General features: G+C 65.1%; 22 protein-coding genes. 10 read left to right on the top strand and 12 right to left on the bottom strand.

Features of this window, described 5'->3' with window-relative positions:
- Nucleotides 1-176: 176 nt before the first annotated feature.
- The 4 genes from oxc (at nucleotide 177) to ACT6QG_RS07700 (ending at nucleotide 5,194) form a co-directional block, all read left to right on the top strand.
- Nucleotides 177-1,877: an oxalyl-CoA decarboxylase gene (gene oxc, locus ACT6QG_RS07715; protein WP_444976996.1), complete on the top strand. Its 1,701-nt coding sequence runs from the start codon at nucleotides 177-179 to the stop codon at nucleotides 1,875-1,877.
- A 63-nt stretch (nucleotides 1,878-1,940) separates the two neighbouring features.
- Nucleotides 1,941-3,110: a CoA:oxalate CoA-transferase gene (gene yfdE / locus ACT6QG_RS07710; RefSeq protein WP_444976995.1), complete on the top strand. Its 1,170-nt coding sequence runs from the start codon at nucleotides 1,941-1,943 to the stop codon at nucleotides 3,108-3,110.
- Nucleotides 3,111-3,346: 236 nt separating this feature from the next.
- A complete protein-coding gene (gene yfdV / locus ACT6QG_RS07705) occupies nucleotides 3,347-4,297 on the top strand; it encodes a transporter YfdV (RefSeq protein WP_444976994.1) in 951 nt (316 codons plus the stop codon).
- A 183-nt stretch (nucleotides 4,298-4,480) separates the two neighbouring features.
- Nucleotides 4,481-5,194 carry a sulfate transporter family protein gene (locus ACT6QG_RS07700; protein ID WP_444976993.1) on the top strand — a complete coding sequence of 238 codons (714 nt, stop codon included), beginning with the start codon at nucleotides 4,481-4,483 and terminating at the stop codon, nucleotides 5,192-5,194.
- 52 nt (nucleotides 5,195-5,246) lie between these two features.
- Here ACT6QG_RS07700 and ACT6QG_RS07695 read toward each other — a convergent pair whose 3' ends face one another.
- Nucleotides 5,247-6,635, bottom strand: coding sequence for an ABC1 kinase family protein (locus ACT6QG_RS07695; RefSeq protein WP_444976992.1), 1,389 nt, complete (start codon nucleotides 6,633-6,635; stop codon nucleotides 5,247-5,249).
- Between the two features lie 270 nt (nucleotides 6,636-6,905).
- On the opposite strand from ACT6QG_RS07695, the gene ACT6QG_RS07690 reads away from it, so the two are divergent.
- Both ACT6QG_RS07690 and ACT6QG_RS07685 read left to right on the top strand, forming a co-directional pair.
- Entirely contained in the window at nucleotides 6,906-7,298 is a 393-nt protein-coding gene (locus ACT6QG_RS07690; protein WP_444976991.1) for a hypothetical protein, read from the top strand.
- Between the two features lie 37 nt (nucleotides 7,299-7,335).
- A complete protein-coding gene (locus tag ACT6QG_RS07685) occupies nucleotides 7,336-7,935 on the top strand; it encodes a copper chaperone PCu(A)C (RefSeq protein WP_444976990.1) in 600 nt (199 codons plus the stop codon).
- Between the two features lie 127 nt (nucleotides 7,936-8,062).
- Here the strand turns inward: ACT6QG_RS07685 and ACT6QG_RS07680 are convergent, their stop codons facing one another.
- From ACT6QG_RS07680 to ACT6QG_RS07670, 3 genes are all read right to left on the bottom strand, one after another.
- The gene (locus ACT6QG_RS07680; RefSeq protein ID WP_444976989.1) at nucleotides 8,063-8,869 is read right to left on the bottom strand and encodes a DsbA family protein; all 807 of its coding nucleotides are present in this window, start codon (nucleotides 8,867-8,869) and stop codon (nucleotides 8,063-8,065) included.
- 120 nt (nucleotides 8,870-8,989) lie between these two features.
- On the bottom strand, nucleotides 8,990-9,505 hold the full coding sequence (locus tag ACT6QG_RS07675) for a DUF721 domain-containing protein (protein WP_444976988.1): 516 nt from the start codon (nucleotides 9,503-9,505) through the stop codon (nucleotides 8,990-8,992).
- A gap of 236 nt (nucleotides 9,506-9,741) precedes the next feature.
- Nucleotides 9,742-10,185, bottom strand: coding sequence for a MerR family transcriptional regulator (locus tag ACT6QG_RS07670; protein WP_444976987.1), 444 nt, complete (start codon nucleotides 10,183-10,185; stop codon nucleotides 9,742-9,744).
- A gap of 77 nt (nucleotides 10,186-10,262) precedes the next feature.
- On the opposite strand from ACT6QG_RS07670, the gene ACT6QG_RS07665 reads away from it, so the two are divergent.
- Entirely contained in the window at nucleotides 10,263-12,515 is a 2,253-nt protein-coding gene (locus ACT6QG_RS07665) for a heavy metal translocating P-type ATPase (protein ID WP_444976986.1), read from the top strand.
- An 82-nt stretch (nucleotides 12,516-12,597) separates the two neighbouring features.
- Here the strand turns inward: ACT6QG_RS07665 and ACT6QG_RS07660 are convergent, their stop codons facing one another.
- Both ACT6QG_RS07660 and ACT6QG_RS07655 read right to left on the bottom strand, forming a co-directional pair.
- The gene (locus tag ACT6QG_RS07660) at nucleotides 12,598-13,332 is read right to left on the bottom strand and encodes a hypothetical protein (protein WP_444976985.1); all 735 of its coding nucleotides are present in this window, start codon (nucleotides 13,330-13,332) and stop codon (nucleotides 12,598-12,600) included.
- Between the two features lie 121 nt (nucleotides 13,333-13,453).
- A complete protein-coding gene (locus ACT6QG_RS07655) occupies nucleotides 13,454-14,392 on the bottom strand; it encodes an alpha/beta hydrolase (RefSeq protein WP_444976984.1) in 939 nt (312 codons plus the stop codon).
- 269 nt (nucleotides 14,393-14,661) lie between these two features.
- Between ACT6QG_RS07655 and arfB the strand changes: the two genes are divergently transcribed.
- Nucleotides 14,662-15,084 (top strand): alternative ribosome rescue aminoacyl-tRNA hydrolase ArfB, encoded by a 423-nt coding sequence (arfB, locus tag ACT6QG_RS07650; protein ID WP_444976983.1) that lies wholly within the window; start codon nucleotides 14,662-14,664, stop codon nucleotides 15,082-15,084.
- A 93-nt stretch (nucleotides 15,085-15,177) separates the two neighbouring features.
- Here the strand turns inward: arfB and recN are convergent, their stop codons facing one another.
- Nucleotides 15,178-16,881, bottom strand: coding sequence for a DNA repair protein RecN (gene recN, locus ACT6QG_RS07645; RefSeq protein WP_444976982.1), 1,704 nt, complete (start codon nucleotides 16,879-16,881; stop codon nucleotides 15,178-15,180).
- Nucleotides 16,882-16,887: 6 nt separating this feature from the next.
- Nucleotides 16,888-17,688, bottom strand: coding sequence for an outer membrane protein assembly factor BamD (locus tag ACT6QG_RS07640; protein WP_444976981.1), 801 nt, complete (start codon nucleotides 17,686-17,688; stop codon nucleotides 16,888-16,890).
- A gap of 467 nt (nucleotides 17,689-18,155) precedes the next feature.
- Here ACT6QG_RS07640 and ACT6QG_RS07635 point away from each other — a divergent pair, with 467 nt between their 5' ends.
- Entirely contained in the window at nucleotides 18,156-19,028 is an 873-nt protein-coding gene (locus ACT6QG_RS07635; protein ID WP_444976980.1) for a uracil-DNA glycosylase, read from the top strand.
- 31 nt (nucleotides 19,029-19,059) lie between these two features.
- On the opposite strand, the gene ACT6QG_RS07630 is transcribed toward ACT6QG_RS07635, so the two are convergent.
- The 4 genes from ACT6QG_RS07630 to ACT6QG_RS07615 form a co-directional block, all read right to left on the bottom strand.
- A complete protein-coding gene (locus ACT6QG_RS07630) occupies nucleotides 19,060-19,521 on the bottom strand; it encodes a CYTH domain-containing protein (RefSeq protein ID WP_444976979.1) in 462 nt (153 codons plus the stop codon).
- A 293-nt stretch (nucleotides 19,522-19,814) separates the two neighbouring features.
- Nucleotides 19,815-20,684 (bottom strand): S49 family peptidase, encoded by an 870-nt coding sequence (locus ACT6QG_RS07625; protein WP_444976978.1) that lies wholly within the window; start codon nucleotides 20,682-20,684, stop codon nucleotides 19,815-19,817.
- Between the two features lie 54 nt (nucleotides 20,685-20,738).
- On the bottom strand, nucleotides 20,739-21,509 hold the full coding sequence (locus ACT6QG_RS07620) for a tRNA1(Val) (adenine(37)-N6)-methyltransferase (RefSeq protein WP_444976977.1): 771 nt from the start codon (nucleotides 21,507-21,509) through the stop codon (nucleotides 20,739-20,741).
- A gap of 40 nt (nucleotides 21,510-21,549) precedes the next feature.
- Nucleotides 21,550-21,807, bottom strand: coding sequence for a putative signal transducing protein (locus ACT6QG_RS07615; protein ID WP_444976976.1), 258 nt, complete (start codon nucleotides 21,805-21,807; stop codon nucleotides 21,550-21,552).
- Nucleotides 21,808-21,928: 121 nt separating this feature from the next.
- Between ACT6QG_RS07615 and ACT6QG_RS07610 the strand changes: the two genes are divergently transcribed.
- Nucleotides 21,929-22,936 carry a polyprenyl synthetase family protein gene (locus ACT6QG_RS07610; RefSeq protein ID WP_444976975.1) on the top strand — a complete coding sequence of 336 codons (1,008 nt, stop codon included), beginning with the start codon at nucleotides 21,929-21,931 and terminating at the stop codon, nucleotides 22,934-22,936.
- Nucleotides 22,937-22,962: the final 26 nt, after the last annotated feature.

The following is a 22,962-nucleotide window of genomic DNA, read 5'->3' as shown; positions in this document are numbered from 1 at the left end:
TGACCGGAAACATTCAGGCTGCCGGGCAGATGTGCCCGGCAGCCTTTTCGGGCACTTTTCTGTTCCAATGAACCGGGAAACGCCAGAACAGGTTGAGCTGTCGCATTTTCTTCACGCGAACCGGTATTCACCTCGCTCGAAAATGCACTGGATTCCAGACACAATGAGGATCAGCAATGGCTGGTGAAAACGGCGCTCAGATCGATGGCGCGCAAATTATCGTCAATGCACTCAAGCTGAACGATATCGACACCCTCTTTGGCGTCGTCGGCATTCCGATCACCGATCTGGCCCGCCTCGCCCAGAAGGAAGGCATTCGCTATATCGGCTTCCGCCATGAGCAGAATGCCGGCAATGCCGCCGCCATCAGCGGCTACATGACCGGCAAGCCGGGCATCTGCCTCACGGTTTCCGCGCCGGGCTTCCTCAATGGCATGGTGGCGCTGGCCAATGCCACCACCAACGGCTTCCCGATGATCCTCATCAGCGGTTCCTCGGACCGCGCCATCGTCGATCTCCAGCGCGGCGATTATGAGGAACTCGACCAGATGAACGCCGCCAAGCCTTATGCCAAGGCGGCCTACCGCGTGAACCGGGCGGAAGATCTGGGCCTTGGCCTTGCCCGCGCCATCCGCACCGCCGTCTCCGGCCGCCCCGGCGGCGTCTATCTGGACCTTCCGGCCGATGTGCTCGCGGCAACGCTGGATGCACAGCTCGCCGAGAAATCCCTCATCAAGGTGGTGGACCCCGCACCGCGCCAGATTCCCGCGCCAGACGCGGTGGAGCGGGCACTGAAGCTGCTGGCCGGCGCCAGGCGTCCGCTGATCGTCATCGGCAAGGGCGCGGCCTATTCGCGGGCGGAAGACTCCATCCGTGAATTTGTCGAGAAGACCGGCATTCCCTTCCTGCCCATGTCCATGGGCAAGGGCGTGGTGCCGGATACCCACCCGCAATGCGCCGCCGCGGCCCGCTCGCTCGTTCTGGGGCAGGCGGATGTGGTCCTGCTGCTGGGTGCGCGTCTCAACTGGCTGCTCGGCCATGGCAAGAGCCCGGAATGGGCGGCGGATGGCAAGATCATCCAGGTGGATGTGCATGCCGCCGAAATGGACAGCAACCGTGGTGTGGCCGCACCTGTGGTGGCCGATATCGGCTCGGCCATGGAAGCCTTCCTCGCCGGCCTGCCTTCCGCCGGCATCGCCCCGCAGCAGGAATGGCTCCAGACCATCTCCGCCAAGATCGACACCAATCGCGCGAAGATGGCCAAGCACCTTGCGGCCACGCCCCAGCCGCTGGATTTCTACGCCGCCTACAATGCCGTGCGCAGCGTGATCTCCGACAACAAGGAGCTGTATATCGTCAGCGAGGGTGCGAACACGCTCGATTTCGGCCGCAACCTCATCGACATGCACCTGCCGCGTCGCCGTCTGGATGTCGGCACCTGGGGGGTGATGGGCATCGGCATGGGCTACAGCATCGGCGCTGCGGTCACCAGCGGCCAGCAGGTTCTGGCCATTGAGGGGGACAGCGCGTTCGGCTTCTCGGGCATGGAGATCGAGACCATCGCCCGCTACAAGCTGCCTGTCACCATCCTCATCTTCAACAATGGCGGCATCTACCGGGGCGACAATGTGAATCTCTCCGGCGGCGCGGACCCCTCGCCCACCACGCTGGAAGTGGCGCATTATGACCAGATGATGCAGGCCGTCGGCGGTCTTGGATTCCATGTGGAAACACAGGAAGAACTGGCCGCCGCACTGAAGGAGGCCCTTGCCTCCGGCAAGCCTGCGCTCATCAACTGCGTGATCGACCCGCATGCGGGAACGGAGAGCGGGCACCTCACCAACCTGAACCCGCAGAGCACCGTCTCGCATACCTGAACCTGCGCTCCTGGCGCCGCCCCTCTTCCCGGAAGGGCGGCGCACACCCCCTGAGGAATACAGATGTCCGATGCCCCGAATGCGCCTGGCGCCCCTTCCGCACAGGGCCCCCTGTCCGGCCTGCTCGTCGTCGATCTCACCCATATCCTGAACGGCCCCTTCGCGAGCATGCTGCTCTCCGACATGGGCGCCCGGGTCATCAAGGTGGAGGAGCCGGGCCACGGGGATGACACCCGCACCTATGGGCCGTTCGTGAATGACAAGTCGCTGTATTTCGCCTTCGTCAACCGCGGCAAGGAAAGCATCGTCCTTGACCTGAAGAAGGACGAGGACCGCGAGGTCTTCTTCAATATCGTGCGCAAGGCCGATATTCTCACCGAGAATTACAAGCCCGGCACCACCAAGCATCTCGGCATTTCCTATGAGGAGCTGTCGCAGATCAATCCGCGCCTCATCTATGCCTCGTCCGCCGGCTTCGGGCAGACCGGGCCGCTGGCCTCCTATCCGGCCTATGACACCATCGTGCAGGGCATGAGCGGCATCATGCTGGATACCGGCCTGCCGAATGATCCGCCGATCCGGGTCGGCACCTCCCTGTCGGATCTGTGCGGCGGCATCTTCATGTATTCCGGCATTCTCACGGCGCTGCACGCGCGCGAGAAAACCGGCAAGGGCGCGCATGTCGACATTGCCATGTTCGATGCCACCCTCTCCTTCCTGGAGCATGGCTTCATGGCCTATGTGGCCACCGGCAAGGCGCCCCCGCGTCTTGGCAACCGCCATCCCTCGATCGCGCCGTTCGACACCTATCAGGCGCAGGACAAGCCCATCGTCATCGCCGCCGGCAATGATCATCTCTTCAGCGAACTGTGCAAGGCGATTGGCCGGCCGGAACTGACGAGCGATCCGCGCTTCACCAGCAATGAGGGGCGCGAGACCAACAACCCCGCCCTGAAGGCCGAGATGGAGGCCGCTCTCCAGAAGCAGCCTGCCGAATACTGGCTGAAAACCATTCATGAGGCCGGCGTGCCTGTCGGCCCCATCCTCACCGTGGCGGAAGCCGTGCAGCACCCCCAGACCGCGGCACGCAACATGCTGATCGAGGCCGGCGGCCTGTCCATGCCCGGCAACCCGATCAAGATCAGCGGCTTTGACGACCCCAAAGTTCGCCCGGCCGCACCGGAACTGGATGAAAATGGCGCGAGCATCCGCGCGGAGTTCAGCAAGGGCTGAGCACCGCGCCGCATGAAAGCTCTCTGGCGCGCAGCAGTGCTGCGCCAGAGACTTCCGGCTGCACATTTTTCCTATGGAACAAGGCCTTGCCCCGCGCACAGCGCCCGGGCAGGTGACAGGATCTGGCCGGCTTCGGCTGCGGATCTGCCGAGATACAGAAATACGGCCTGTTTCCGTTGCTCCACATGCAAAAGAGCCCGGAGGCACAGAATAAGGGGGTACTTGTGGAACAGTTCATGTCCAAGCTGCTGATAGCAGATCTCATACCCATTATCGTGATCATGCTTGTCGGATATGCCTCCGGTAAAAAGAATGTCTTTCAGGCTGATCAGGCGCGGGTATTCAACAAGCTGGTGCTGGATTACGCCCTGCCCGCCGCCCTGTTTGTCTCGATCGTGCGGGCGGACAGGGAAATGCTGGTGGCCAATGCCACGCTGAGCATCATTTCGCTCGGAGGCCTCGTCAGCCTGTTCATGCTCTCCTATTTCACCATCCAGTGGTTCTTCAAGCGCACCAAAGCGGAAGGTGCAGTCTGCGCGCTGATCGCCGGCTCGCCCACCATCGGCTTTCTGGGCTATGCGGTGCTGGACCCGCTGTTCGGCACGGGCATTGAAACCGGGCTGGTGATCGCCATCGTCGCGATTGTGGTGAACGCCGTCACCATCCCGATCGGCCTGTATCTGCTCAATGCCGGTGGCGGCGGGCAGGACGGCACGACCGAATCCACCGGCAGCGCGCTGCTCTCCTCGCTGAAGGAGCCGGTGGTGTGGGCGCCGATTCTGGCGGTGATCCTTGTCGTGATCGGTGTGCGCGTGCCGGATGCGGTGGACCCCACCTTCGACCTCATCGCCAAGGCCAATTCGAGTGTGGCCGTGTTCGCCGCCGGCCTGACACTCTCGGCCTACACGATCGAGCTGGACTGGGAAGTCGCCTACAATACCGCTTTCAAGCTCATCCTGATGCCGGCCGTCTTCCTTCTCGCGGGCTGGGCCTGCGGCCTGGATTCGGAAGTGCTGCAGATGCTGGTGCTCAGCGTGACCCTGCCGCCGGCCTTCTCCGGCATCATCATCGCCAGCCGCTATCAGGTCTATACACGCACAGGCACCTCCTCTCTGGCGGTGAGTGTGCTGGGCTTCATCGTGGCCGCGCCGCTGTGGATCTATCTCGCCCGGCTCATCAGCGGCTGAGCATGCACCGGCGCGGGAGAAACCCGCGCCGCCCCCTTGTGCGGATGCAATCATCCACCGGCTGCCGACATGTCTTCCGCCGCCCTGCCCTTTCCCGGGCACGGGCGGCGGTTTCGTCTGTGCCCACTTGAGAGATGCTGCGGCAATACCTACCTGTTGCAGGTTCCAGCGCCGGATGAGCCCATGTTTTCTGATGCCCTTCTCGCCCTCCAGCAGACCTTCTCCCCGCTTTTGCGGAACGTGCTTCTAAAGTCTGTCGGCCTTGCCATCCTGCTGCTGGTGGCGCTGGCCTTCGCGCTTCAGGGGGCCGTGGTGTATTTTCTGGAGATCCCCTCCTATCCATGGATAGAGATGACGCTGGCCATCATCACCGGCCTCGGCATTGTCTTTGGCGCGCTCTATCTCATGCCTGCCGTCTCGGCGCTGGTGGCCGGCCTGTTTCTTGATGATGTGGCGGAGAAGGTGGAGAAGGCCAGCTATCCGCAGGACCCGCCCGGCGTGGCCCAGCCGGTTGCCCAGCAGCTGCTGTTTTCCCTGCGCTTCTTCGGCCTGGTTCTGGTGGTCAATCTGTGCGCCCTGCTGCTTTTGCTGGTGCCGGGCGTCAATCTCATCATTTTCTATGTGGCGAACGCCTATCTCATCAGCCGCGAATATTTCGAGATGGCGGCGATGCGCTATCGCACCCCGCATGAGGCAAGGGCGCTGCGGCAGGCGCATGCCACCACGGTTTTCGTGGCCGGGCTGATGCTGGCCCCGCTTCTGTTCATCCCCATACTGAACTTCATCACGCCGGTGGTGGGCACCGCCTTCATGGTGCATCTGCACCGCCGCGTCGCGCCCCTGCCGGCCCATCGCACGGAAGACGGGGCACTGATGATCGAGGGCAAGGCCCTGTGAGGTGCACGGCCCTGCATGGAAGAATGCCGTGGCCAGGCGGAACGGCCTGCCTTCAGCCCGCGCCTTCGCCGGCCGCCTCCTTCAGCCCCACCGCCCGCAGGGCCGCATCCTGACGGGCACTGACCCCCTCAAGATCGAAATCGGCAATCGCGGCCTCGAAAAGCCGGTGAAAATTCAGCTCCGCCCGCAGATGCAGGAAGACCGCGCCAAGGCCAATCGCCGCGCGGTCCATGAACACGAACTCACGCGGCACAGTCACCGGGCCAAGCCTTTTCAGGGCGGTGTGGACTTCAAAAGCCTGCCGCCGCCCATATTGGCCGGGCGTCACCCCATCGGCGATGGTGCGCACACGGTCATCCATCAATGGCCCATAAATGAAGCGCGCCCAGATATTCAGCACATCGATCAGCTCGCGCCGCAGTCCGCTGAATCCCCATGTCTCATAGGCATGGACAACCCGCGCCTCATCCCCGGCCAGCAGACCGCGATAGAGATCCACCACCCCGGCCACGAAGCGCGGGGGAAAGATGCGGATGCAGCCATAATCCAGCAGATTGATGCCGCCCGGCCCACCGGCCGCGCCCGGGGCCCGGAACACGGTGTAATTGCCCAGATGTGGATCGCCATGAATGACGCCAAACCGGCTGAACGGCATCCACCATGCCGCGAACATCGCCTGCGCCAGCAGGTTGCGCTCCGCCTGCGGCGCATCCACGAAGGAGAGGATCTTCTCACCCTCCAGCCATTCCATGGTCAGCAGCCGGCCGGTGGAAAGGTCGGTGCGCACGCGCGGCACACGCACCAGCGGTTCATCGGCCAGCATATGGGCATAAAGCGCGGCATGGCGGGCCTCGCGCCGGTAATCCAGCTCTTCGCGCACCCGCTCGCCGATCTCCACGGCGATTTCGCGCGTGTCCAGCGCCCCATTCATCCGCCGGTGCAGGGAGAACAGCAGATCGAGCTGGGAGAGGTCCGCCTCCACCGCCGCCTGCATATCGGGATATTGCAGTTTGACGGCCACGCTCTCACCATCCAGCGTCACGGCCCGGTGCACCTGCCCCAGCGAGGCGGCGGCGGCGGGAGTGCGCTCGAAGCTGGTGAAGCGCTGCTCCCAATCGCGCCCCAGCTCGGCCGACATGCGCCGCTTGACGAAAGCCCAGCCCATGGGCGGGGCATCGGACTGGAGCTTCTGCAATTCGCCCGCATATTCGGCCGGCAGCAGATCCGGCACCGTGGCCATGAGCTGCGCCACCTTCATCAGCGGCCCCTTCAGCCCGCCCAGGGCGGCGGCAAGAGCGGCGGCATTGGCGCCATCGCGCCCCTCGCCACCCGGCAGAAGGCGGCTTCCGGCTATGCGCGCCGCCACCCCGCCCACATTCGCACCCACGCGGGCATAACGCAGGGCACGGGCTGAAAAGCGGTTTCGTTCCTCATCCACCATCACACATGCTCCAGCGCGCCTGCCGACAAGCTACCCCATCGCATACGGCCTTGTCCGAGCCGGAAGAGCGCCATGCGGCAGCATGACACAATAGCCCATGAAATGCGGCATGCTGCCGGCAGCGCGGAACCTGCCCCGCTGGAGGCAAACCGCCAGCCTGTGCACAGCATGAGGCATGAAAGGCGGCCAGCGCCCGGCGCGATATTCACCCTGCCCATCCATCTGGCCCATCCATCTTGCCACGTCCCCTCCCGCCGCGTATCGAAAAGCATGCGCGCGCGCCCTGCCCTGCCCCCTGCTTCCCGCACCTCCGCCCTTGTCGCGGTTCTGGTGCGCATGGCGCTGGCCTATGTGCTGGTGGTGCAGGGGCTGACCGGCGCCATGGCGAGCGCCCGGGCCGCATCCATCGGCGATGCGATGCCTGTGCTGTGCCTGAGCGGATCTGACGATCCGCAGGATGGCGCCCCGCGCCCCCATGACATGAGCTGCTGCTTCAGTGGCTGCATGGCCGCTGGCGGCCTGTTCATCCCGCCGGAACATGCGGATCTTCTGCCGCCATGGCGGGGGGCTGTGGTGCTGCATCAGCGGCTGGCAGGCAAACAGGCCCTGCCGCGCACGCCCACCTCATCTTTTCAGGCGCGCGCACCTCCAGTTGCGGTTTGAACCTTCAGCTTCAACCGACATTTCTGGAGACAAACCCATGTTTCAGCGTTTTACGTTTGGCGCGAGCCTTCTTGCTGTCTGCACCCTGCCCGTGTCTGTCGCCCTGGCCTGTGAGGCCCACCAGCACAGCGCCGCAGGGCATGACCATGCCCCAGCCGCACAGGTGGCGCAGGCGGCCCCGGCCTCTCACGGCTCTTCCGTCGGCACGCATGCCAGCGCCCATTCCCAGGATGTGGTGAAGATCGGCGCCCTTGAAATCACCGGCCCGTGGAGCCGCGCCACGCCCGGCGGCGCCAAGGTGGCCGCCGGCTATATGCAGATTACCAATACCGGGCAGACGCCGGATCGTCTGACCGGCGGCACCTCCGCCTTCTCCGAGCGCGTGGAAATCCACGAGATGACGATGGAGAACGGGGTGATGCGCATGCGCCCCCTGCCCGATGGTCTCGACATCGCCCCCGGCCAGAGCGTGAAGCTGGAGCCGGGCGGCTATCACATCATGTTCATGGGGCTGAAGGAGCAGCTCAAGGAAGGCGAGAGTGTGAAAGGCACCCTCACCTTCAGCAAGGCCGGCACAGCGGATGTGACCTATCAGGTCCGCGGCCTTGCCGCCGGGGGCCATCACAAGGGACACTGAGGCAGATGGGGGTGCATGAAGGCTGTGCACCCCTGTTCACCCGCTCCTCCCGGAAAGGACATGAAAAAACCGCCTGCCCCATATGGGGCAGGCGGTTTCATCTGTCATGCAGCCCAAGGGCGTGCTGTCACTGCGTCTTCTGTGCGCCCTCTGCGGCGGGGGGCGTCTGTTTCCCCTCTGCGGCGGGGGCCGGCTGCTCACCCTCTGCGGCGGGGGCCGGGGCAGGCTCAGCCGCCGCGGGCGTGACAGGAGCTGCAGGCGTCTTGCCGGCGAGCAGCGGCTCCAGTTCCTTGTCCCATGCCTCGATGCCCATCGCGCCGCTGATCTTCTTGCCATTGATGAAGAAGGTGGGCGTGGCGTTCACCCCAAGCTGGGTGTTGGCATAGACGGCGCTGGCCTGCACCTTTGCAGCCAGGTCATTGTCTGTCAGGCACTTCTCGAAATTGGCATCGCTCATGCCCGCCTGCCGGGCAATGGCGCGCAGGCCCGCCGCCGGGTCCTTCGAGAAGGCCCAAGAGTGCTGTGTTTCAAACAGGGCGCTGATGGTGGGGAAATAGGCCGATTCCGGCATGCAGCGCGCCAGCATGAAGCCCGCCGTCGCAACAGGATCGAACGGCATTTCACGCAGGATGAAATAGATCTTGCCGGTATCGATATATTTCTTCTGCAACTCGGGCAGCGTTTCCTTGTGGAAGCTGGCGCAGTGATTGCAGGTCATGGACGCATATTCGACCACCGTGACCGGAGCCTCGGGATTGCCGAGCGCCTTCACGGTCAGCGGCGTGGCTTCCGGAGACATCAGCTTGGTGATGGAAACGGTTTCCGCGGCAGGCTGCGCCATGGCCGGCTGCAGCGCAAGGCCGGATACCCCGCTCACCGCCAGAAGGGCGAGAAGACTTGTTCCGATACGAAGATGGCGGCGAACAAGGGACATTCTTTTCTCCGAGTGATCCCGAAACAGGGTTCCGGCAGCAGGTGGGCGGGCAAGGGCCTTGAAGATGCTTTTCAACAAGGCGGATTATTATGGCAATTCGGCGGAGGGGTGAACCCAATCTCACTTCCGTCCACGACGCTCGCGCCGCACCAGCGCGCCAAGGCGGGCAAGGGAGGCATTGAGCGCCTCATCCCCGAAGGTGCCGATTTCCCGGCTGATCTCCTCGACCTCCTGCGGTTCCGGCTCCACTGGCGCGGGCGGGCGCACATATCTTGGCGGCACCGGCCCCTGCCGCAGCGCCAGACGCCCCACGCAGCGCCAGCCGAAATAGGTATTGATCCGCTCCATCACCACCGGCGCGGCATATTGCATCTCGATGGCATAGGCCCCGCTCACGCGCACCACCAGAGTGGCGGCACCGCCCTCTTCCTGTCGTGGCCATTGCAGCTTGAGCGGCACGCAATGCGGCGCCAGATCCGGCCCGACAATCTCATCCCAGTGGGTCACCACCTCCACCACCGAGAAGCCGACCCGCCCGCACACATCCGCAAGGCCCGGTGCGACCAGATCCGCCAGGGGGCGCGCGCCCCTGTTGCGCCGGATATTGGGATTGGAACCAGCCTTACCGGATGACATCAGCACTCTTCCACATCGTGGCCGCAGCATGCGCCATGAACATGCGCCCTGTATGAGCAGATACCACAGATCGCGCCCGGCGTGATCCGCGCCTCGTAAAGTGCCCCCAAGGCCCAGCCCCTCTCCCCGTACCACCGCGCGGGGCGCGAGCGGGTGGCACATGCTGGAAACCTTCCAACATATTGCAAATTCACGATTTTCTGCCCGCACATATAGGCCCGGCGAAAGCGGATGTGCTATGGCTCGCCTGAAACCAGAGACAATCCTGCGTGCTCATGTTCACACAAGGCGTGATTGCCCAGAACCTCGATAACCCGGCATTCGGCAATGGTGCCATGGGCACACTGGTGCACCATGCGCTCCAGCTCCTCCCGCAGGGCCTGAAGCCGCTCTATCCGCGCCTCCACCTGCGCAAGCTGGCGCTGGGCAATCGCATCGGCCTGCTCGCACGAACTGGCCGGATCATCCGACAGGCCCAGCAATTCGCGAATCGCCTCCAGCGGAAAGCCCAGCTCGCGGGCATGGCGGATAAAGGCCAGGCGCTCACGCGCCCGGCTGTCATAGAGGCGCTGATTGCCACTGTTACGCTCCGGCGCGGCCAGAAGACCGATCTGCTCATAATAGCGGATGGTGGGCACCTTCACCCCGGTGGCGCGGGAGAGCTTTCCGATTGAAAACATGAAATTGCCCCTTGATGCTCTAGTGACTAGAGCCTTTAGATAGGGCAGCAGATGGAACAGGCAAGCCGGAGGACCCGATGAATACGCCTGTCAAAACCTGCGAATGGACCGTGACGGGCATGGACTGCGGTTCGTGCGCAGACAAGATCCGCACTGCTGTCGAGCGGTTGCCGGGCGTGTCTGACGTTGAGGTCGCGCTGATGAGCGAGCGGCTGCGCGTCCGGCTCTCGGATGATGGGGCGGACATGGCCACCATCGAGGCGACCGTGCGCAAGCTGGGCTATGACATTGCCCCGCGCAATGGCGCTGCCCCCGCCGGCACCGGGCACGGGCATGACCATGCGGGCCATCATCACGATCATGACCACGACCACGACCATTCGGGGCATGACCATGGGCATCCGGCCAGCGGGGCCGAGGATGCCGGCGGGCATGACCATGATGATGACCCGGCAGACCGCGGCAAGCGCTGGTACCAGACCCGCAAGGGGCATCTGGTGCTGCTCACCGGCGCATTGCTGGTGGTGGCGTGGACACTGGAGATTCTATGGCCCTCACTCGGCCTGTGGCCATTCGTGCTGGCCTGCCTGGTGGGCGTCGCCCCTGTCGCCCGCAAGGCCTTCGCCCTGCTGCGCACCGGCCAGCCCTTCTCCATTGAAAGCCTGATGACCATTGCCGCTGTCGGCGCGCTGTGCATTGGCGCGGCGGAAGAGGCGGCGCTGGTGGTGTTCCTGTTTGCGGTGGGTGAGGTGCTGGAGGGCGTGGCGGCCAACAAGGCCCGCGACGGCATCCGTTCCCTCGCCAGCCTTGTGCCCAAGACGGCACGGCTGGAAACGGCACAGGGGCTGCGCGAGGTGCCGGCCGAGACCCTAGAGATCGACCAGATCGTTCAGGTTGCCCCCGGCGAGCGCATTCCGGCGGATGGCATTGTGGTGGAAGGCACATCCGGCGTGGATGAAAGCCCTGTCACCGGCGAGAGCGTACCTGCCCTCAAGAAGACCGGAGACACGGTGTTCGCCGGGGCCATCAATGCCGAGGCGGTTCTACGCGTACGCGTGACCAAGGCGGCGTCGGACAACACCATCTCGCGCATCATCCGCCTTGTGGAAGAGGCCGAAAGCGCACGGGCGCCCACAGAGCGGTTCATTGATCGCTTCAGCCGATACTACATGCCCGCCGTGGTGGGTGTGGCGGTGCTCACCATCCTCATCCCGCCGCTGTTCTTCGGTCAGCCCTGGGATACATGGATCTATCGCGGCCTTGCCCTGCTGCTCATCGGTTGCCCCTGCGCACTGGTCATTTCGGTGCCGGCCTCCATCGCCTCGGCCCTTTCCACCGGCGCGCGCCACGGCCTGCTGATGAAGGGCGGTGCGGTGGTGGAAGCGGCGGCAAAGGTGCACCATGTGGCCTTTGACAAGACCGGCACCCTCACCGAAGGCCGCCCGGAAGTGACCGATGTGGTAACGCTGGGCGCAAGCGAGGAAGAGCTTCTGTCCATTGCCGCCGGGATCGAGAGCGGTTCGCGCCACCCTCTGGCGCAGGCCATCATCCGGCGGGCGCAGAAGGCGGGGGTTGCCCCGGCAGCGCTCAAGGATGCCCGCGTCCTGCCCGGACAGGGGGTGGAGGCCATGCAGGATGGCATTCCCTTCTGGGTAGGCAGCCCCGGCTTTGCCGCCGAAAGCGATGTGCTGACAACCGAGGCGCTGGAGCGGGCCGAGAAGCTGGAAGCGGAAGGCAAGACCACTGTTGTGGTGTTCTGCCCCGGCCGTGCCCTTGGCCTGCTGGCCATGCGGGATGAACCGCGTGCGGATGCCGCCGAGGCCATGCGCCAGCTCAAGGAGCTGGGTGTGAACGCCACCATGCTCACGGGCGACAATCCGCGCACGGCGGCGGCCATTGCCGGCACGCTGGGCATGGCCTTCCGCGCCCAGATGATGCCGGAGGAAAAGCTCAACGCCATTCGCGAGCTCGGCAGCGAGGGTGTGATGATGGTGGGCGATGGCATCAATGATGCCCCGGCCCTGCGTCAGGCATCGGTTGGCGTGGCCATGGGCTCCGGCACCGATGTGGCGCTGGAGACGGCGGATGCCGCCATTCTGCGCAACCGCGTTCTGGATGTGCCGGCCAAGATCCGCCTTGCCCGGCAGGCGATGCGGAACATTCATGAGAATGTGTCGATCGCGCTGGGGCTGAAGGCGGTATTCCTCGTCACCTCCATCCTCGGCATCACCGGGCTGTGGATCGCCATTCTGGCCGATACCGGCGCAACCGTTCTGGTGACGCTGAATGCGCTGCGGCTGCTGCGCTACAATCCCAGCCGCGAAGGCTGAGACGACAGCCCCAAACAAGGCCCACCCCGGTGCAGCACCGGGGCGGGCCTTTTCATTCCGGCCTGTGTCCCGGAAACCGGGACTATTTCTTCAGGCTTCCGCGCCCCAGCGCACAGCCTGATTCCTTTGTCAGCCCACTGGGCTGGCCCCAGTCATTATGCGGCAGATCCGCATATTCCCCGGTGAATTCCTGCTTCATCATCTCGAACTTCACCGGCTCCCCCGTTTCCGGGTTGAAGTCGATGAGCCAGAAATAGTTGTAGTTCTTGTCGGCCCACTCATCCGGCACATTCTTCAGCTTGTGCAGATCCAGCAGGTTATAGAGCGTCACATCGATATCGCGCGCCTTGTAGCGGGGGTGTTTCTCCTGAACGATGCGGGTATTGTCCCACATCACCACCACCGTCTTGCCCTTCCAGTCCTCACGCGTGCGCATATCCTGCACGGCCTGAATGGTGCGCGGGCCAAAGGCGCTGTACCAGTCATCCAGCCCGAACCCCTGCTCCACGCTGTAGGCGGTCAGCGTCATCGGCCAGGACAGCGCGATGGGCGATGCCGTCTGCGCGGTATGGGGGGTGATGGTCAGGATGGCCGCCGGCCGCTCGCCGGGCCGGAACAGGGATGAGGTGGCATCCTTGCCCAGATAGGTCTTGGCCAGCGCCTCGGCGCGGCGCTCTCCCACCTTGCAGAGCTCGTACGGGCCGGCCTTCTCGCCATGCCGCAACAGAATGACGCGCGCAGGCATGGCCCATGCCGCAGCGCAGGACGCCATCATGACGACAGCCGCCAGCGCCCCTGCCCCTGCCAGACGGCCCATAGGTTGCTGGCCTGATCCTGTCCTCATACCCTCGCCTCACTTGCTGTGTCGCTGCCACATGGCGGCGGGAAGATGAGGCAGATGACGCCGCGTCACAAGAGCAAGAGCGCGAAAAGAGGGATCATTGCCCACCAGTGCCCCCGCCCGGCGGGTGTGCATCCAGAAATGTGGAAAACGCCGGCACCACGGCCGCGTCCAGCGGCAATGCGGGGTCCGTATAGGTCGCGAAGGGCTGGCCCGGCACATCCGCCTTCAGCATGTGGGTGGCGCCCGGCAGCATCTGCCGGCGCGCCTGCGGCATGGCCTGCCCGAGCAAAGCGGCATCTGCCGGTTTCACCTGCATGTCATGATCCCCCTGAAGGATCAGGACCGGACCTTTCCACTGGCGCGCAAGGGCGGATGGATCATGGCCGAACAGGTCGATCATGAAGGATTGCACCCCTTGCGGAAAAATGGGCCGAAGGGGCTCGGGAATGGTTTCGTCCGCGCGCCTCTTGCCGGTCTCCAGATCCCGGACGATCTCGCGGACCTGCGGGGCAAAAGCTGTGGTGGCCGGGTTGGCCTGCAACTGCTCCACCAGCAGCTGGCCGACAGGACGGCCGGGAACCGCCATGAGAATGAGGCCGCAGATGTCATCCGGCGCCTGTATTGCCGCAAGCAGCGCCACCAGCCCGCCCTCGGAATGGCCGGCCAGCCAGATGCAGGGGGCAAGCGCGCGTGCCTTCTGCACCCATTTGCGCATATCGGCCGCATAATCTGGAAGGCTCACCTGATTGGGATCGCTGATCGCCTGCGCGCTGCCGAAAAAACCTCTCTTGTCCACCCGCAGGGAGGCGATCCCGGCTCCCGCCAACCCCTCGGCAAGCTGGCGATACATGTTGGAGGCCAGCCCCATCTGTGCGGCATTGCCATCCCGGTCTATGGGGCCGGAGCCGGGAATGATGAGCACGGCATGCCGGGCCCCTTCCACCTGCACCGCTTCCCCGGCCAGCGGGCCGGAAGGGCCGGCGATCTGCATCTCTTCAGCCCGCACAGGCCCCATGCCCGCCAGCACCAGCATGCAGAGGGCCGCCCGCCTGAACAGGGCGGGGACGGGATACGGGTGATGTCGCTTTTTCTTGATTACCGGCTGCCGCTGCATCATGACTCCCGAAAACAGGCACACCATGTGGGGCCGGTGCGCCGCCTTCTGTAAAATGGGGCAAGACAACGGGGAGCAGGAGTGTTGCGGTCTCCGCCGCCAGAGCCGGTGAGGAGACCGTACCGCGTTTCGTGCGCGGAAAACACAAGCCTGCCCTTGCGCCGGAATCTCCCTATGCTGGATACACCATGATCGAGATCACGCCCCGCATCGCGATTGACGCGCAAGAACTTGAGTTCGCCTTCATCCGAGCCGCCGGGCCAGGCGGGCAGAATGTGAACAAGGTCTCCAGCGCCGTGCAGATGCGTTTCAACATGGCCGCCTCCCCCAATCTGCCGGAAGGGGTGAAGATGCGTCTTGCCCGCCTCGCCGGGCAGCGCCTCACACGCGATGGCGTCATCGTCATTCAGGCCCAGCGCTTTCGCAGCCAGGAGCGGAACAAGGAAGACGCCATAGAGCGCCTTGTGGAACTCATCCGCGCGGCCACCATCGTCAACCCGCCGCGCCGCCCCACGCGGCCCACCCTCGGCTCAAAGGAGCGCCGCCTCGCGGCCAAGAGCCGGCGCGGCCAGGTGAAGAGCCTGCGGCAGAACAAGCCTGGAATGGACTGAGGTCCGGCACGGTGGCCCGAGGCGGGAAACCGGCAGGACAGATCCGGCACGGCAGGGTCAGCGGGAGCGGAAGGATCAGCGGAAGCGGCCGGCTCAATGCCCGCCATTCAGCAGCCGCTCGGCCGCCGCGCGCGCCTCGTCCGTCACGCTTGCCCCCGCCAGCATGCGGGCGATTTCCTCACGGCGATGCTCGGCGCTAAGCGGCGCGACGCTGGTGACCGTGCGCGGGGCATCCATATCCTCCACGCTCACCCCGCCTGTCCCGCCGGAACTTTCCTTGGCGATGAGCAGATGGTGGCGCGCACGGGCGGCGACCTGCGGCGCATGGGTCACGCACAGCACCTGCACGGTGTGGGAGAGGCGCGCCAGACGCTGGCCGATGGCATCGGCCACCGCGCCACCGACACCGGTGTCGATCTCGTCAAAAATGAGTGTGGGGGCAGAGCCCTTGTCGGCCAGCACCACTTTCAGCGCCAGCAGAAAGCGCGAAAGCTCGCCACCCGAGGCCACTTTCATCATCGGGCCGGGGCGCGTGCCGGGATTGGTCTGCACCCAGAACTCCACGCTGTCGCAGCCATCCGCGCCGGGGGCATCCGGGTCTGTCGTCACCTGTGTGATGAAGGTGGCATTGCCAAGCTTCAGCGGCCCCAGCTCTGCCGCGACCGCCGCATCCAGCGCGGCCGCCGCCGTGCGCCGGGCCTGCGAGATTCCGGCCGCCGCCGCACGATAGGCCGCCTCGGCATCCGCCGCCGCCTTGTCGAGCCGCGCCAGAAGGCTCTCGCTCTGGTCAAGCTGTTCAAGCTGGGAGCAGAATTGCTCTGTCACCCGCGCCAGATCATCCACCGGCACACCATATTTGCGGCCGGCGGCGCGCAGGGCGAACAGGCGCTCCTCGATGCGCTCCAGCTCCGCCGGCTCGAAGGCGGCTTCATCCAGCGCCGCTTCCAGATGGGCGCGGGCCGTCTCCAGCGCATCCAGCGCCTGATCGATCGCCTCCACGGCCGGGCGAATCAGCTTCTGCCCCTCATCGCCCGCGCGTCGCTCCAGCCGTCGCACGGCGGCCGAGAGGGAGGGAATGGGCGATGAGCCGCCCCCCACCGCATCCAGCGCCTCGGAAAGGTCTCCGGCGATTTTCTCGGCATGCATCATGGCGGTGCGGCGGATGGACAGGCTCTCTTCCTCGCCCGCTTCCGCGCCAAGGGCGGAAAGCTCATCCACGGCATGGCGGATGAAGTCCGCCTCCTTCGCCGCCTCTTCCAGCCGCTTGCGTTCCGCGCGGGCGGTGTTGAAGGCGGTGCGCCATGTTTTCCACAAGGCGCCCAGCGTTTCCAGATCCGGCCCCAGAACGGCAAAGGCATCCAGAACCGCGCGATGGGTCGCCGGGTCCACCAGCGCCCGGTCGGCATGCTGGCCGTGCAGCTCGATGAGGCTGGCGCCGATGCGGCGGAGCATCTGCACGCTCACGGCCTGATCGTTCACGCTGGCACGGGTGCGGCCATCGGCCATCTGCACGCGGCGCACGATCAGCTCTCCCTCGCCGGGCAGGTCGGCCTCGGCCAGAAGGGCATGAACGGGATGGTCGGCGGCCAGATCGAAAACCAGCGTCACCTGTCCACGCGGCGCGCCATGGCGCACGAGCGCGCCATCTCCCCGCCCGCCAAGGGCGAGGGACACGGCATCCAGAAGAATGGACTTGCCTGCTCCCGTCTCACCCGTCAGCACCGTAAGGCCATCTGACAAGGCAAGATCGAGCTTCTCAATCAGGACAATGTCGCGGATCGAGAGCGAGGTGAGCATTCAGACTCAGCTCCGCCCCCCGGAGAAGGCCCGGCTGATCCAGGAGGACTTGTTCTCCTGCGGCTCAAGCCCCCGCGACTGAACCAGCTTGTGCGCCTGCTTGTACCAGGTGCTGTCCGGGTAGTTGTAGCCCAGCACGGCGGCGGAGGTCTGCGCCTCGTTCACCACGCCCAGCGCCATATAGGCCTCGGTCAGGCGCATCAGCGCCTCCTCGGTCTGCCGGGTGGTCTGGTATTTGGTGACCACGGTCTTGAAGCGGTTGATCGCGCCGGTGAAATTGTTCTGCTTCAGATAGTAGCGGCCGATCATCATTTCCTTGCCGGCCAGCTGGTCACGCGCCACCTCGATCTTGCGACGCGCCGTGGCGGCATATTCGCTGTCCGGGTAACGGTTCACCACATCCTGCAGGGCATCGAGCGCCTGCTGGGTCTTGCGCTGGTCACGGGTGATGTCGGGGATATTCTCATACAGGGCCGATGCCACCAGATACTGCGCATAGGCCGCATCCTGCGAGCCGGGATGCATGGCCAGATAGCGCTTGCCGGACGAGATGGCGTCGTCATAGTTCCCCGCCTCGTAATTGGCGAAGGTGTTCATCAGCAGCGCCTTGCGCGCCCATTCCGAATAGGGATGGAGGCGATCGATATCCTCGAAGCGCTTGGCCGCGGCCTGCGGGTCGTTCTTGCGCAGCAGGGTCAGACCTTCATTGTAGATCTTTTCCGCCGGCTCATCGGGAACGACCACATCGTCCTTGTCCGTGCTGGCGCAGCCACCCAGTGCAAGGCCCGCCACCAGAAAGGCCGCCATGAGCCCGGTTCTGCGGTTTCTGCCGAAGAGGCCCGCAGTTGTCCCGTCCGTTTGCATCGCGCGCAAGCGCCCAGCCTTGTTCATGAATCGCATACCGTCCAGCTTCCGTCCCGCGCCGATGGCGGTGCTGTTCTAATGCAGGATCGCGAACAAGGAAACCTCATCCCCGTCCCGCCCCGGTTTTCCTGTGCCCGCCCTCTGGCCTGTATCCGCCCGCGCGCCTTGCGGCTGCACCCTGCTGCATGCAGGCGGACCCTCGCAAGGCGGTACCGCCTCAATCCGACCGCAATATGGCGTTTCCAGTCATCCGCCATATCTGTCCTGCGCTTTTACCCGCCGCAAGCCCCCATGCTTCAAGACCCATGCTTTCTTCACGGTCGCGATCATGCGATAGCTGGTGTGATATGGCTTGAGAGAAGGCCAGGGCGCACCCTGCCCTTCCGCTGGTTCCTATCCGGTTTACAAAGATGCAGCTTTCTTCCGACGACTGGTTCGACATTCTCGCCTTCCATCAGGAAGCCGGGGTGGATGTTGCGCTGGACGACATGCCGGTCGATCGCTTCGCCCTGAGCGCGCAGGAGGCACCGCGCCAGCAGGAGCCGCAGCCCCGCGGAGGACCGGCTGTCCGCGCCGCCCCCATGGCCACCCCCGGCCTGCCGCCAGCCCCCTCCCGGCCCGCCGCCAGCCCCGCACGGGCGGCACCGCTGCCCCAGCCAGCTCCCCATCCGCCAGAGGAGGCCGAGCTTGCGGCGCGCGAGGCGGTGCAGGCCGCCACATCGCTGGATGAACTGCGCGCCATCATGGAGGCGTTTGACGGCTGCGCCCTGAAGCGCACCGCCAGCCGGCTGGTGTTTGCAGATGGCAATCCGCTGGCGCGGATCATGCTCGTTGGAGAAGCGCCGGGGCGGGAGGAGGACCAGCAGGGCCTGCCCTTTGTGGGGCGCGCCGGCCGCCTGCTGGATCTGATGCTGGCCAGCATCGGGCTGGACCGCACCAGCGTCTATATCGCCAATGTCGTACCCTGGCGCCCGCCGGGCAACCGCACGCCCAGCCCGCAGGAAACAACCATCTGCCTGCCCTTCATCCGCCGCCAGATCGAGCTGGTGAACCCGGACATTCTGGTCTGCCTTGGCGGCCAGTCGGCGCAGGCGCTGCTCTCCACCCGCGAGGGAATCACCCGGCTGCGCGGCAGGTTCATGGATTATGATACGGGCACGCGCACCATTCGCGCCATCGCCACCTTCCATCCCGCCTATCTGCTGCGCACCCCGGTGGGCAAGCGGCTGGCATGGCAGGACATGCTGGCGATAGAAGCCGCGCTGCCGCCAAAGGTGCAGTGAGGTGCGGTGAGGCGCAGGACGGCGGGGCCGCTCAATCGCCCTGCGGCTCGGAAACCAGCGCGGAATTGCGGTAACGCGGATCGTAGGTCACTTCCTCACCCACCCATGAGGGCAGCTCAACCACCTCATCGGGGCTCTGAAGCTCCACCTCGGCCATGACGAGACCGGCATTGGCCGCCTCGAACACATCGATGGTCCACAGCCTGCCGGCATGGGTCACGCTGTAGCGGACCTTCTCGATCAGCGGACGGATGCACAGTTCATCCAGCATGGCCTGCGCATCCGCGGGGGGAATGGCATATTCGAACTCGGAGCGGGACATGCCCGCCGTCTTGCCCTTCACGGTGATGAAAGCCCGCTCGCCCGCCATGCGGACACGGACCGTGGCATCGGCTTCCAGACACAGATATCCCTGCCGGATGGGGCAGGCTTTCGCCCCCGCGCGCCACCCCTCTGAAGTCACAAGAAACTTACGCTCAACTTCAACTGCCATGACACCGACACGCCTGTTGCTGCGACAAGTGGTGTTAGAACCGCCAGAGCGTGAGTCGTCCAGTCAGATGGGGATCTTTTATGGACCAATTGATGAGATGAGCCTCTCTATTGCCGGCGAACGAAAAGAATCTGGCCGACAAAACTTCCTCCACATCCAGATGAAGCTGTTGCAGTGCGTCATGGCCATCCGGGCGAAACGTTTCGTCCACCATGAGTACTGGTAAACATCCACAGGATCAGGAAAAATATGCTTTCCGGGGAGAAGCTGCGGCGCGGAAGAGCTTTGCCGGCTCAAAGCCCCAGACGCGCCCACAAGGCCCGCTCTTCCGCCGCCGACAATGCACCCTCCGCCCCCTTCCGGGCCAGCATGCCGGCGAAGCCGGAAGGGCGCAGCCATGGCAGGGCCGAGCCGCCCTGCACCAGCGGCGTTTCCACCTTCTCTCCATAGCGGGCGCGCAGGATGGAGCGCACATCCCCCAGCCCGTCCACCAGCCCCAGAGACACCGCCTGCCCGCCCAGCCAGAACTCGCCCGAGAACAGATCCTCATCCGGGCCATTCAGCGCAGCGCCTCGGCGGGCGCGGACAAGGGCGGAGAAGACCGTATGGGTTTCGCGCAGCAGCGCATCGAAGCGGGCCACATCCTCGGGCCGCTCCGGGCGGAAGGGGTCCAGCGTCACCTTCCGGGTGCCCGCCGTATAGACACGCCGCTCCACACCGAGCCGCTCCATCGCCTTGTCGAAGCCGAAGCCTGCGCTCACCACGCCGATGGAGCCGACGATCGACATCGGGTCTGCAAAGATTTCATCGGCCGCGCAGGCGATCATGTAGCCGCCGGAGGCCGCGGCATCCTCCACAAATGCGAAGACATGCTTCTCCTTCTCCTCCGCCAGCGCGCGAATGCGCTTGTGGATGAGATGGGACTGCACCGGCGCACCGCCGGGAGAATTGACCAGCAGCGCCACGGCGGGCGCATCCTTCATGGCGAAGGCTTTCTCCAGCGTTCTGGCCACGCTGGCCAGCGTCATGTTCTGGCTGAAAGGCCGCCCCGCCCCGATCACCCCGGAAAGACGCACCACCGGCACGATGGTGCGCTCGGCTTGCCAGCTCCGGGGCAGAATGCGGCGCACGGGCCGGGTGAGAGAGGAGAAGAATCCGGACATGAAAGAGGGTCTCACATCAAAAAGGGGCAAAAGAACGCATGGCGCGCCTCAAGATCAGCGCTGCGGCAGCAGGGGCGCGGCTTCACGCAGCACCTGCTGCGCCTGAATGTGGGGTGCGCCGTTTTCATCCGCCAGAAGCAGGCCCGGATGGATCACCGGGGCGGTGCGCCGCTCCTTGATGGCGCGCACCAGCAGACGCATGGCCGGAAGACCGGGGCGCGCATGCACGGGCAGAAGCTCCACAGCGCCGAATCGCCCCGCCAGCGCCGCCAACAGGGCCGCAATGTCCTGCGGGCGGTGAATGAGGCACAAGATGCCCTGCGGGGCAAGGCACCGGCTGGCCGCCTTCACCCACTCCACCAGCAGGCCGTCTCCCGCCGCATGCGCCAGCGCCCGGCCGGCATGGGGCGAGGTGCGATGGCGCGTTTCCATATTATAGGGCGGGTTCATCAGCACCAGATCCGCCTGCCCCGCCAGCTCCGGCCCGATGCCGCCGGGATGGGCCACATGCCGCACATCTCCCGCAATCACGGCGCAGCGCCGCTCCATGGCGTTCAGGGCGATATTCTCCCCCGCCAGAGCCGCCATATCCGGGTTCAGTTCCACCAGTGCGCCCCGCGCCTGCGGGCAGCGGGTGAGAAAGGCCAGCCCGGCACTGCCAACGCCCGCCCCCAGATCCACCATATGGCGGCACCCGGCCGGACCCAGCGCCGCCAGCAGAATCGCATCATGGCCCACGCGGTGCCCGCGCGCCGGCTGGCGCAGGGCAAGGCGGCCGCCCAGCACATGGTCCAGCGTGGTCTGCGCCTCTTCCCGCAGGGTCATAATGGCGCACCGCCCCTCAGTTCCTGCACACGGGCTCTCCTCATGGCCGGCCGGCCCAGAAGCCGCCGGCCGCATCAGCCGGGGGAAGGGCCTCACCGAAGCCGGCCCCGATCAGCAGCCTGCGTGCTTCCACCATGTCCTCATCCAGCACCAGTATGCGCCGGGGCAGGATGCCGATGGAGCCCTCAACCGCGCTGATATGGACATCCACCACCAGATGATCGATTCCGGCCGCATTCAGGAACGCCTCGATCGCGCCCAGCAGCACCACATCATTGGTTCGCAGCAATTCGCGCATTCGGGGGGCCTCATTTGTGGCCGAACTGGCAATTTCGGCCCTGGGGACGTGAGCAGGTCTTGCGCGAGTCCCATCTGCATCCCTATGGTGCCGCCCAAAGAATGACAAGCGGGAGCGTTTCTTGTCTGTGGTCCTTCCGTTCGAGCCCAAGGATCCCTCGATCGAGACACTGGTTCGTCTCGTGAAGGGAGACATGGAGCGTGTCAACGCCGCCATCCTCGCCCGCACCGGGTCAGATGTCGCCATGATCCCCGAGGTGGCCAACCACCTCATCTCTTCCGGCGGAAAGCGCCTGCGGCCCATGCTCACCCTCGCCAGCGCCAGCCTGTGCGGCTATGAGGGCGACGGCCACATCACGCTCGCGGCGGCGGTGGAGTTCATGCACACCGCCACCCTGCTGCATGATGATGTGGTGGATGAAAGCGACATGCGCCGGGGCAAGCTGGCCGCCCGCAAGCTCTGGGGCAATGAGGCCAGCGTGCTGGTGGGAGACTTCCTGCTGGGACAGGCTTTCCGCATGATGGTGGAAGTTGGCTCGCTGACCTGCCTCGACATTCTCTCCAGCGCCGCCTGTGTGATCGCCGAGGGTGAGGTGATGCAGCTTGCTGCCGCCAAGAACACCGCCACCACAGAGGCAAACTACCTTGCCATCATCCGGGGCAAGACCGCCGAGCTGTTTGCCGCCGCCTGTGAGGTGAGCGCAGTTCTGGCCGGGCGCTCCGCCGAAGAGCAGGCGGCCTGCCGCGATTATGGCATGGATCTGGGCATCGCCTTCCAGCTTGTCGATGACGCGCTGGATTATGGCGGCAGCGCCGACAAGCTGGGCAAGAATCTCGGCGATGATTTCCGCGAGGGCAAGATCACCATGCCGGTGCTGCTCGCCTTTCATCGTGGTGATGCGGCGGAGCAGGACTTCTGGCGCAAATGTCTGGAGCGGGGCGAGGCGGATGATTCCGACCTGCAACACGCCATCCAGTTGCTGCGCCAGCGCAACGCCATTGCCGATACGGTGGAAAAGGCCCATGCCTATGGCGCAAAGGCCAAGGCCGCGCTGGGCCTGTTCCCCGACAATGCCGCCCGCGCCGCACTGGCCGAGGCGGTGGATTTCTGCCTCGCCCGCGCGCACTGAGGCGACTGCACACTGGGGCGACGCAG

This window comes from Haloleucobacter ellipsoideus (assembly GCF_052491725.1).
The sequence above is the reverse complement of the archived record's forward strand: the minus strand, read 5'-3'. Positions and strand labels throughout refer to the sequence as shown.

Excerpts from the sequence above, each read along its gene's own strand:
- oxc (WP_444976996.1), top strand. The coding sequence starts at position 177 with ATGGCTGGTGAAAACGGCGCTCAGATCGATGGCGCGCAAATTATCGTC.
- yfdE (WP_444976995.1), top strand. The coding sequence starts at position 1,941 with ATGTCCGATGCCCCGAATGCGCCTGGCGCCCCTTCCGCACAGGGCCCC.
- yfdV (WP_444976994.1), top strand. The coding sequence starts at position 3,347 with ATGTCCAAGCTGCTGATAGCAGATCTCATACCCATTATCGTGATCATG.
- ACT6QG_RS07700 (WP_444976993.1), top strand. The coding sequence starts at position 4,481 with ATGTTTTCTGATGCCCTTCTCGCCCTCCAGCAGACCTTCTCCCCGCTT.
- ACT6QG_RS07695 (WP_444976992.1), bottom strand. The coding sequence starts at position 6,635 with ATGGTGGATGAGGAACGAAACCGCTTTTCAGCCCGTGCCCTGCGTTAT.
- ACT6QG_RS07690 (WP_444976991.1), top strand. The coding sequence starts at position 6,906 with ATGCGCGCGCGCCCTGCCCTGCCCCCTGCTTCCCGCACCTCCGCCCTT.
- ACT6QG_RS07685 (WP_444976990.1), top strand. The coding sequence starts at position 7,336 with ATGTTTCAGCGTTTTACGTTTGGCGCGAGCCTTCTTGCTGTCTGCACC.
- ACT6QG_RS07680 (WP_444976989.1), bottom strand. The coding sequence starts at position 8,869 with ATGTCCCTTGTTCGCCGCCATCTTCGTATCGGAACAAGTCTTCTCGCC.
- ACT6QG_RS07675 (WP_444976988.1), bottom strand. The coding sequence starts at position 9,505 with ATGTCATCCGGTAAGGCTGGTTCCAATCCCAATATCCGGCGCAACAGG.
- ACT6QG_RS07670 (WP_444976987.1), bottom strand. The coding sequence starts at position 10,185 with ATGTTTTCAATCGGAAAGCTCTCCCGCGCCACCGGGGTGAAGGTGCCC.
- ACT6QG_RS07665 (WP_444976986.1), top strand. The coding sequence starts at position 10,263 with ATGAATACGCCTGTCAAAACCTGCGAATGGACCGTGACGGGCATGGAC.
- ACT6QG_RS07660 (WP_444976985.1), bottom strand. The coding sequence starts at position 13,332 with ATGGGCCGTCTGGCAGGGGCAGGGGCGCTGGCGGCTGTCGTCATGATG.
- ACT6QG_RS07655 (WP_444976984.1), bottom strand. The coding sequence starts at position 14,392 with ATGCTGGTGCTGGCGGGCATGGGGCCTGTGCGGGCTGAAGAGATGCAG.
- arfB (WP_444976983.1), top strand. The coding sequence starts at position 14,662 with ATGATCGAGATCACGCCCCGCATCGCGATTGACGCGCAAGAACTTGAG.
- recN (WP_444976982.1), bottom strand. The coding sequence starts at position 16,881 with ATGCTCACCTCGCTCTCGATCCGCGACATTGTCCTGATTGAGAAGCTC.
- ACT6QG_RS07640 (WP_444976981.1), bottom strand. The coding sequence starts at position 17,688 with ATGGCGGCCTTTCTGGTGGCGGGCCTTGCACTGGGTGGCTGCGCCAGC.
- ACT6QG_RS07635 (WP_444976980.1), top strand. The coding sequence starts at position 18,156 with ATGCAGCTTTCTTCCGACGACTGGTTCGACATTCTCGCCTTCCATCAG.
- ACT6QG_RS07630 (WP_444976979.1), bottom strand. The coding sequence starts at position 19,521 with ATGGCAGTTGAAGTTGAGCGTAAGTTTCTTGTGACTTCAGAGGGGTGG.
- ACT6QG_RS07625 (WP_444976978.1), bottom strand. The coding sequence starts at position 20,684 with ATGTCCGGATTCTTCTCCTCTCTCACCCGGCCCGTGCGCCGCATTCTG.
- ACT6QG_RS07620 (WP_444976977.1), bottom strand. The coding sequence starts at position 21,509 with ATGACCCTGCGGGAAGAGGCGCAGACCACGCTGGACCATGTGCTGGGC.
- ACT6QG_RS07615 (WP_444976976.1), bottom strand. The coding sequence starts at position 21,807 with ATGCGCGAATTGCTGCGAACCAATGATGTGGTGCTGCTGGGCGCGATC.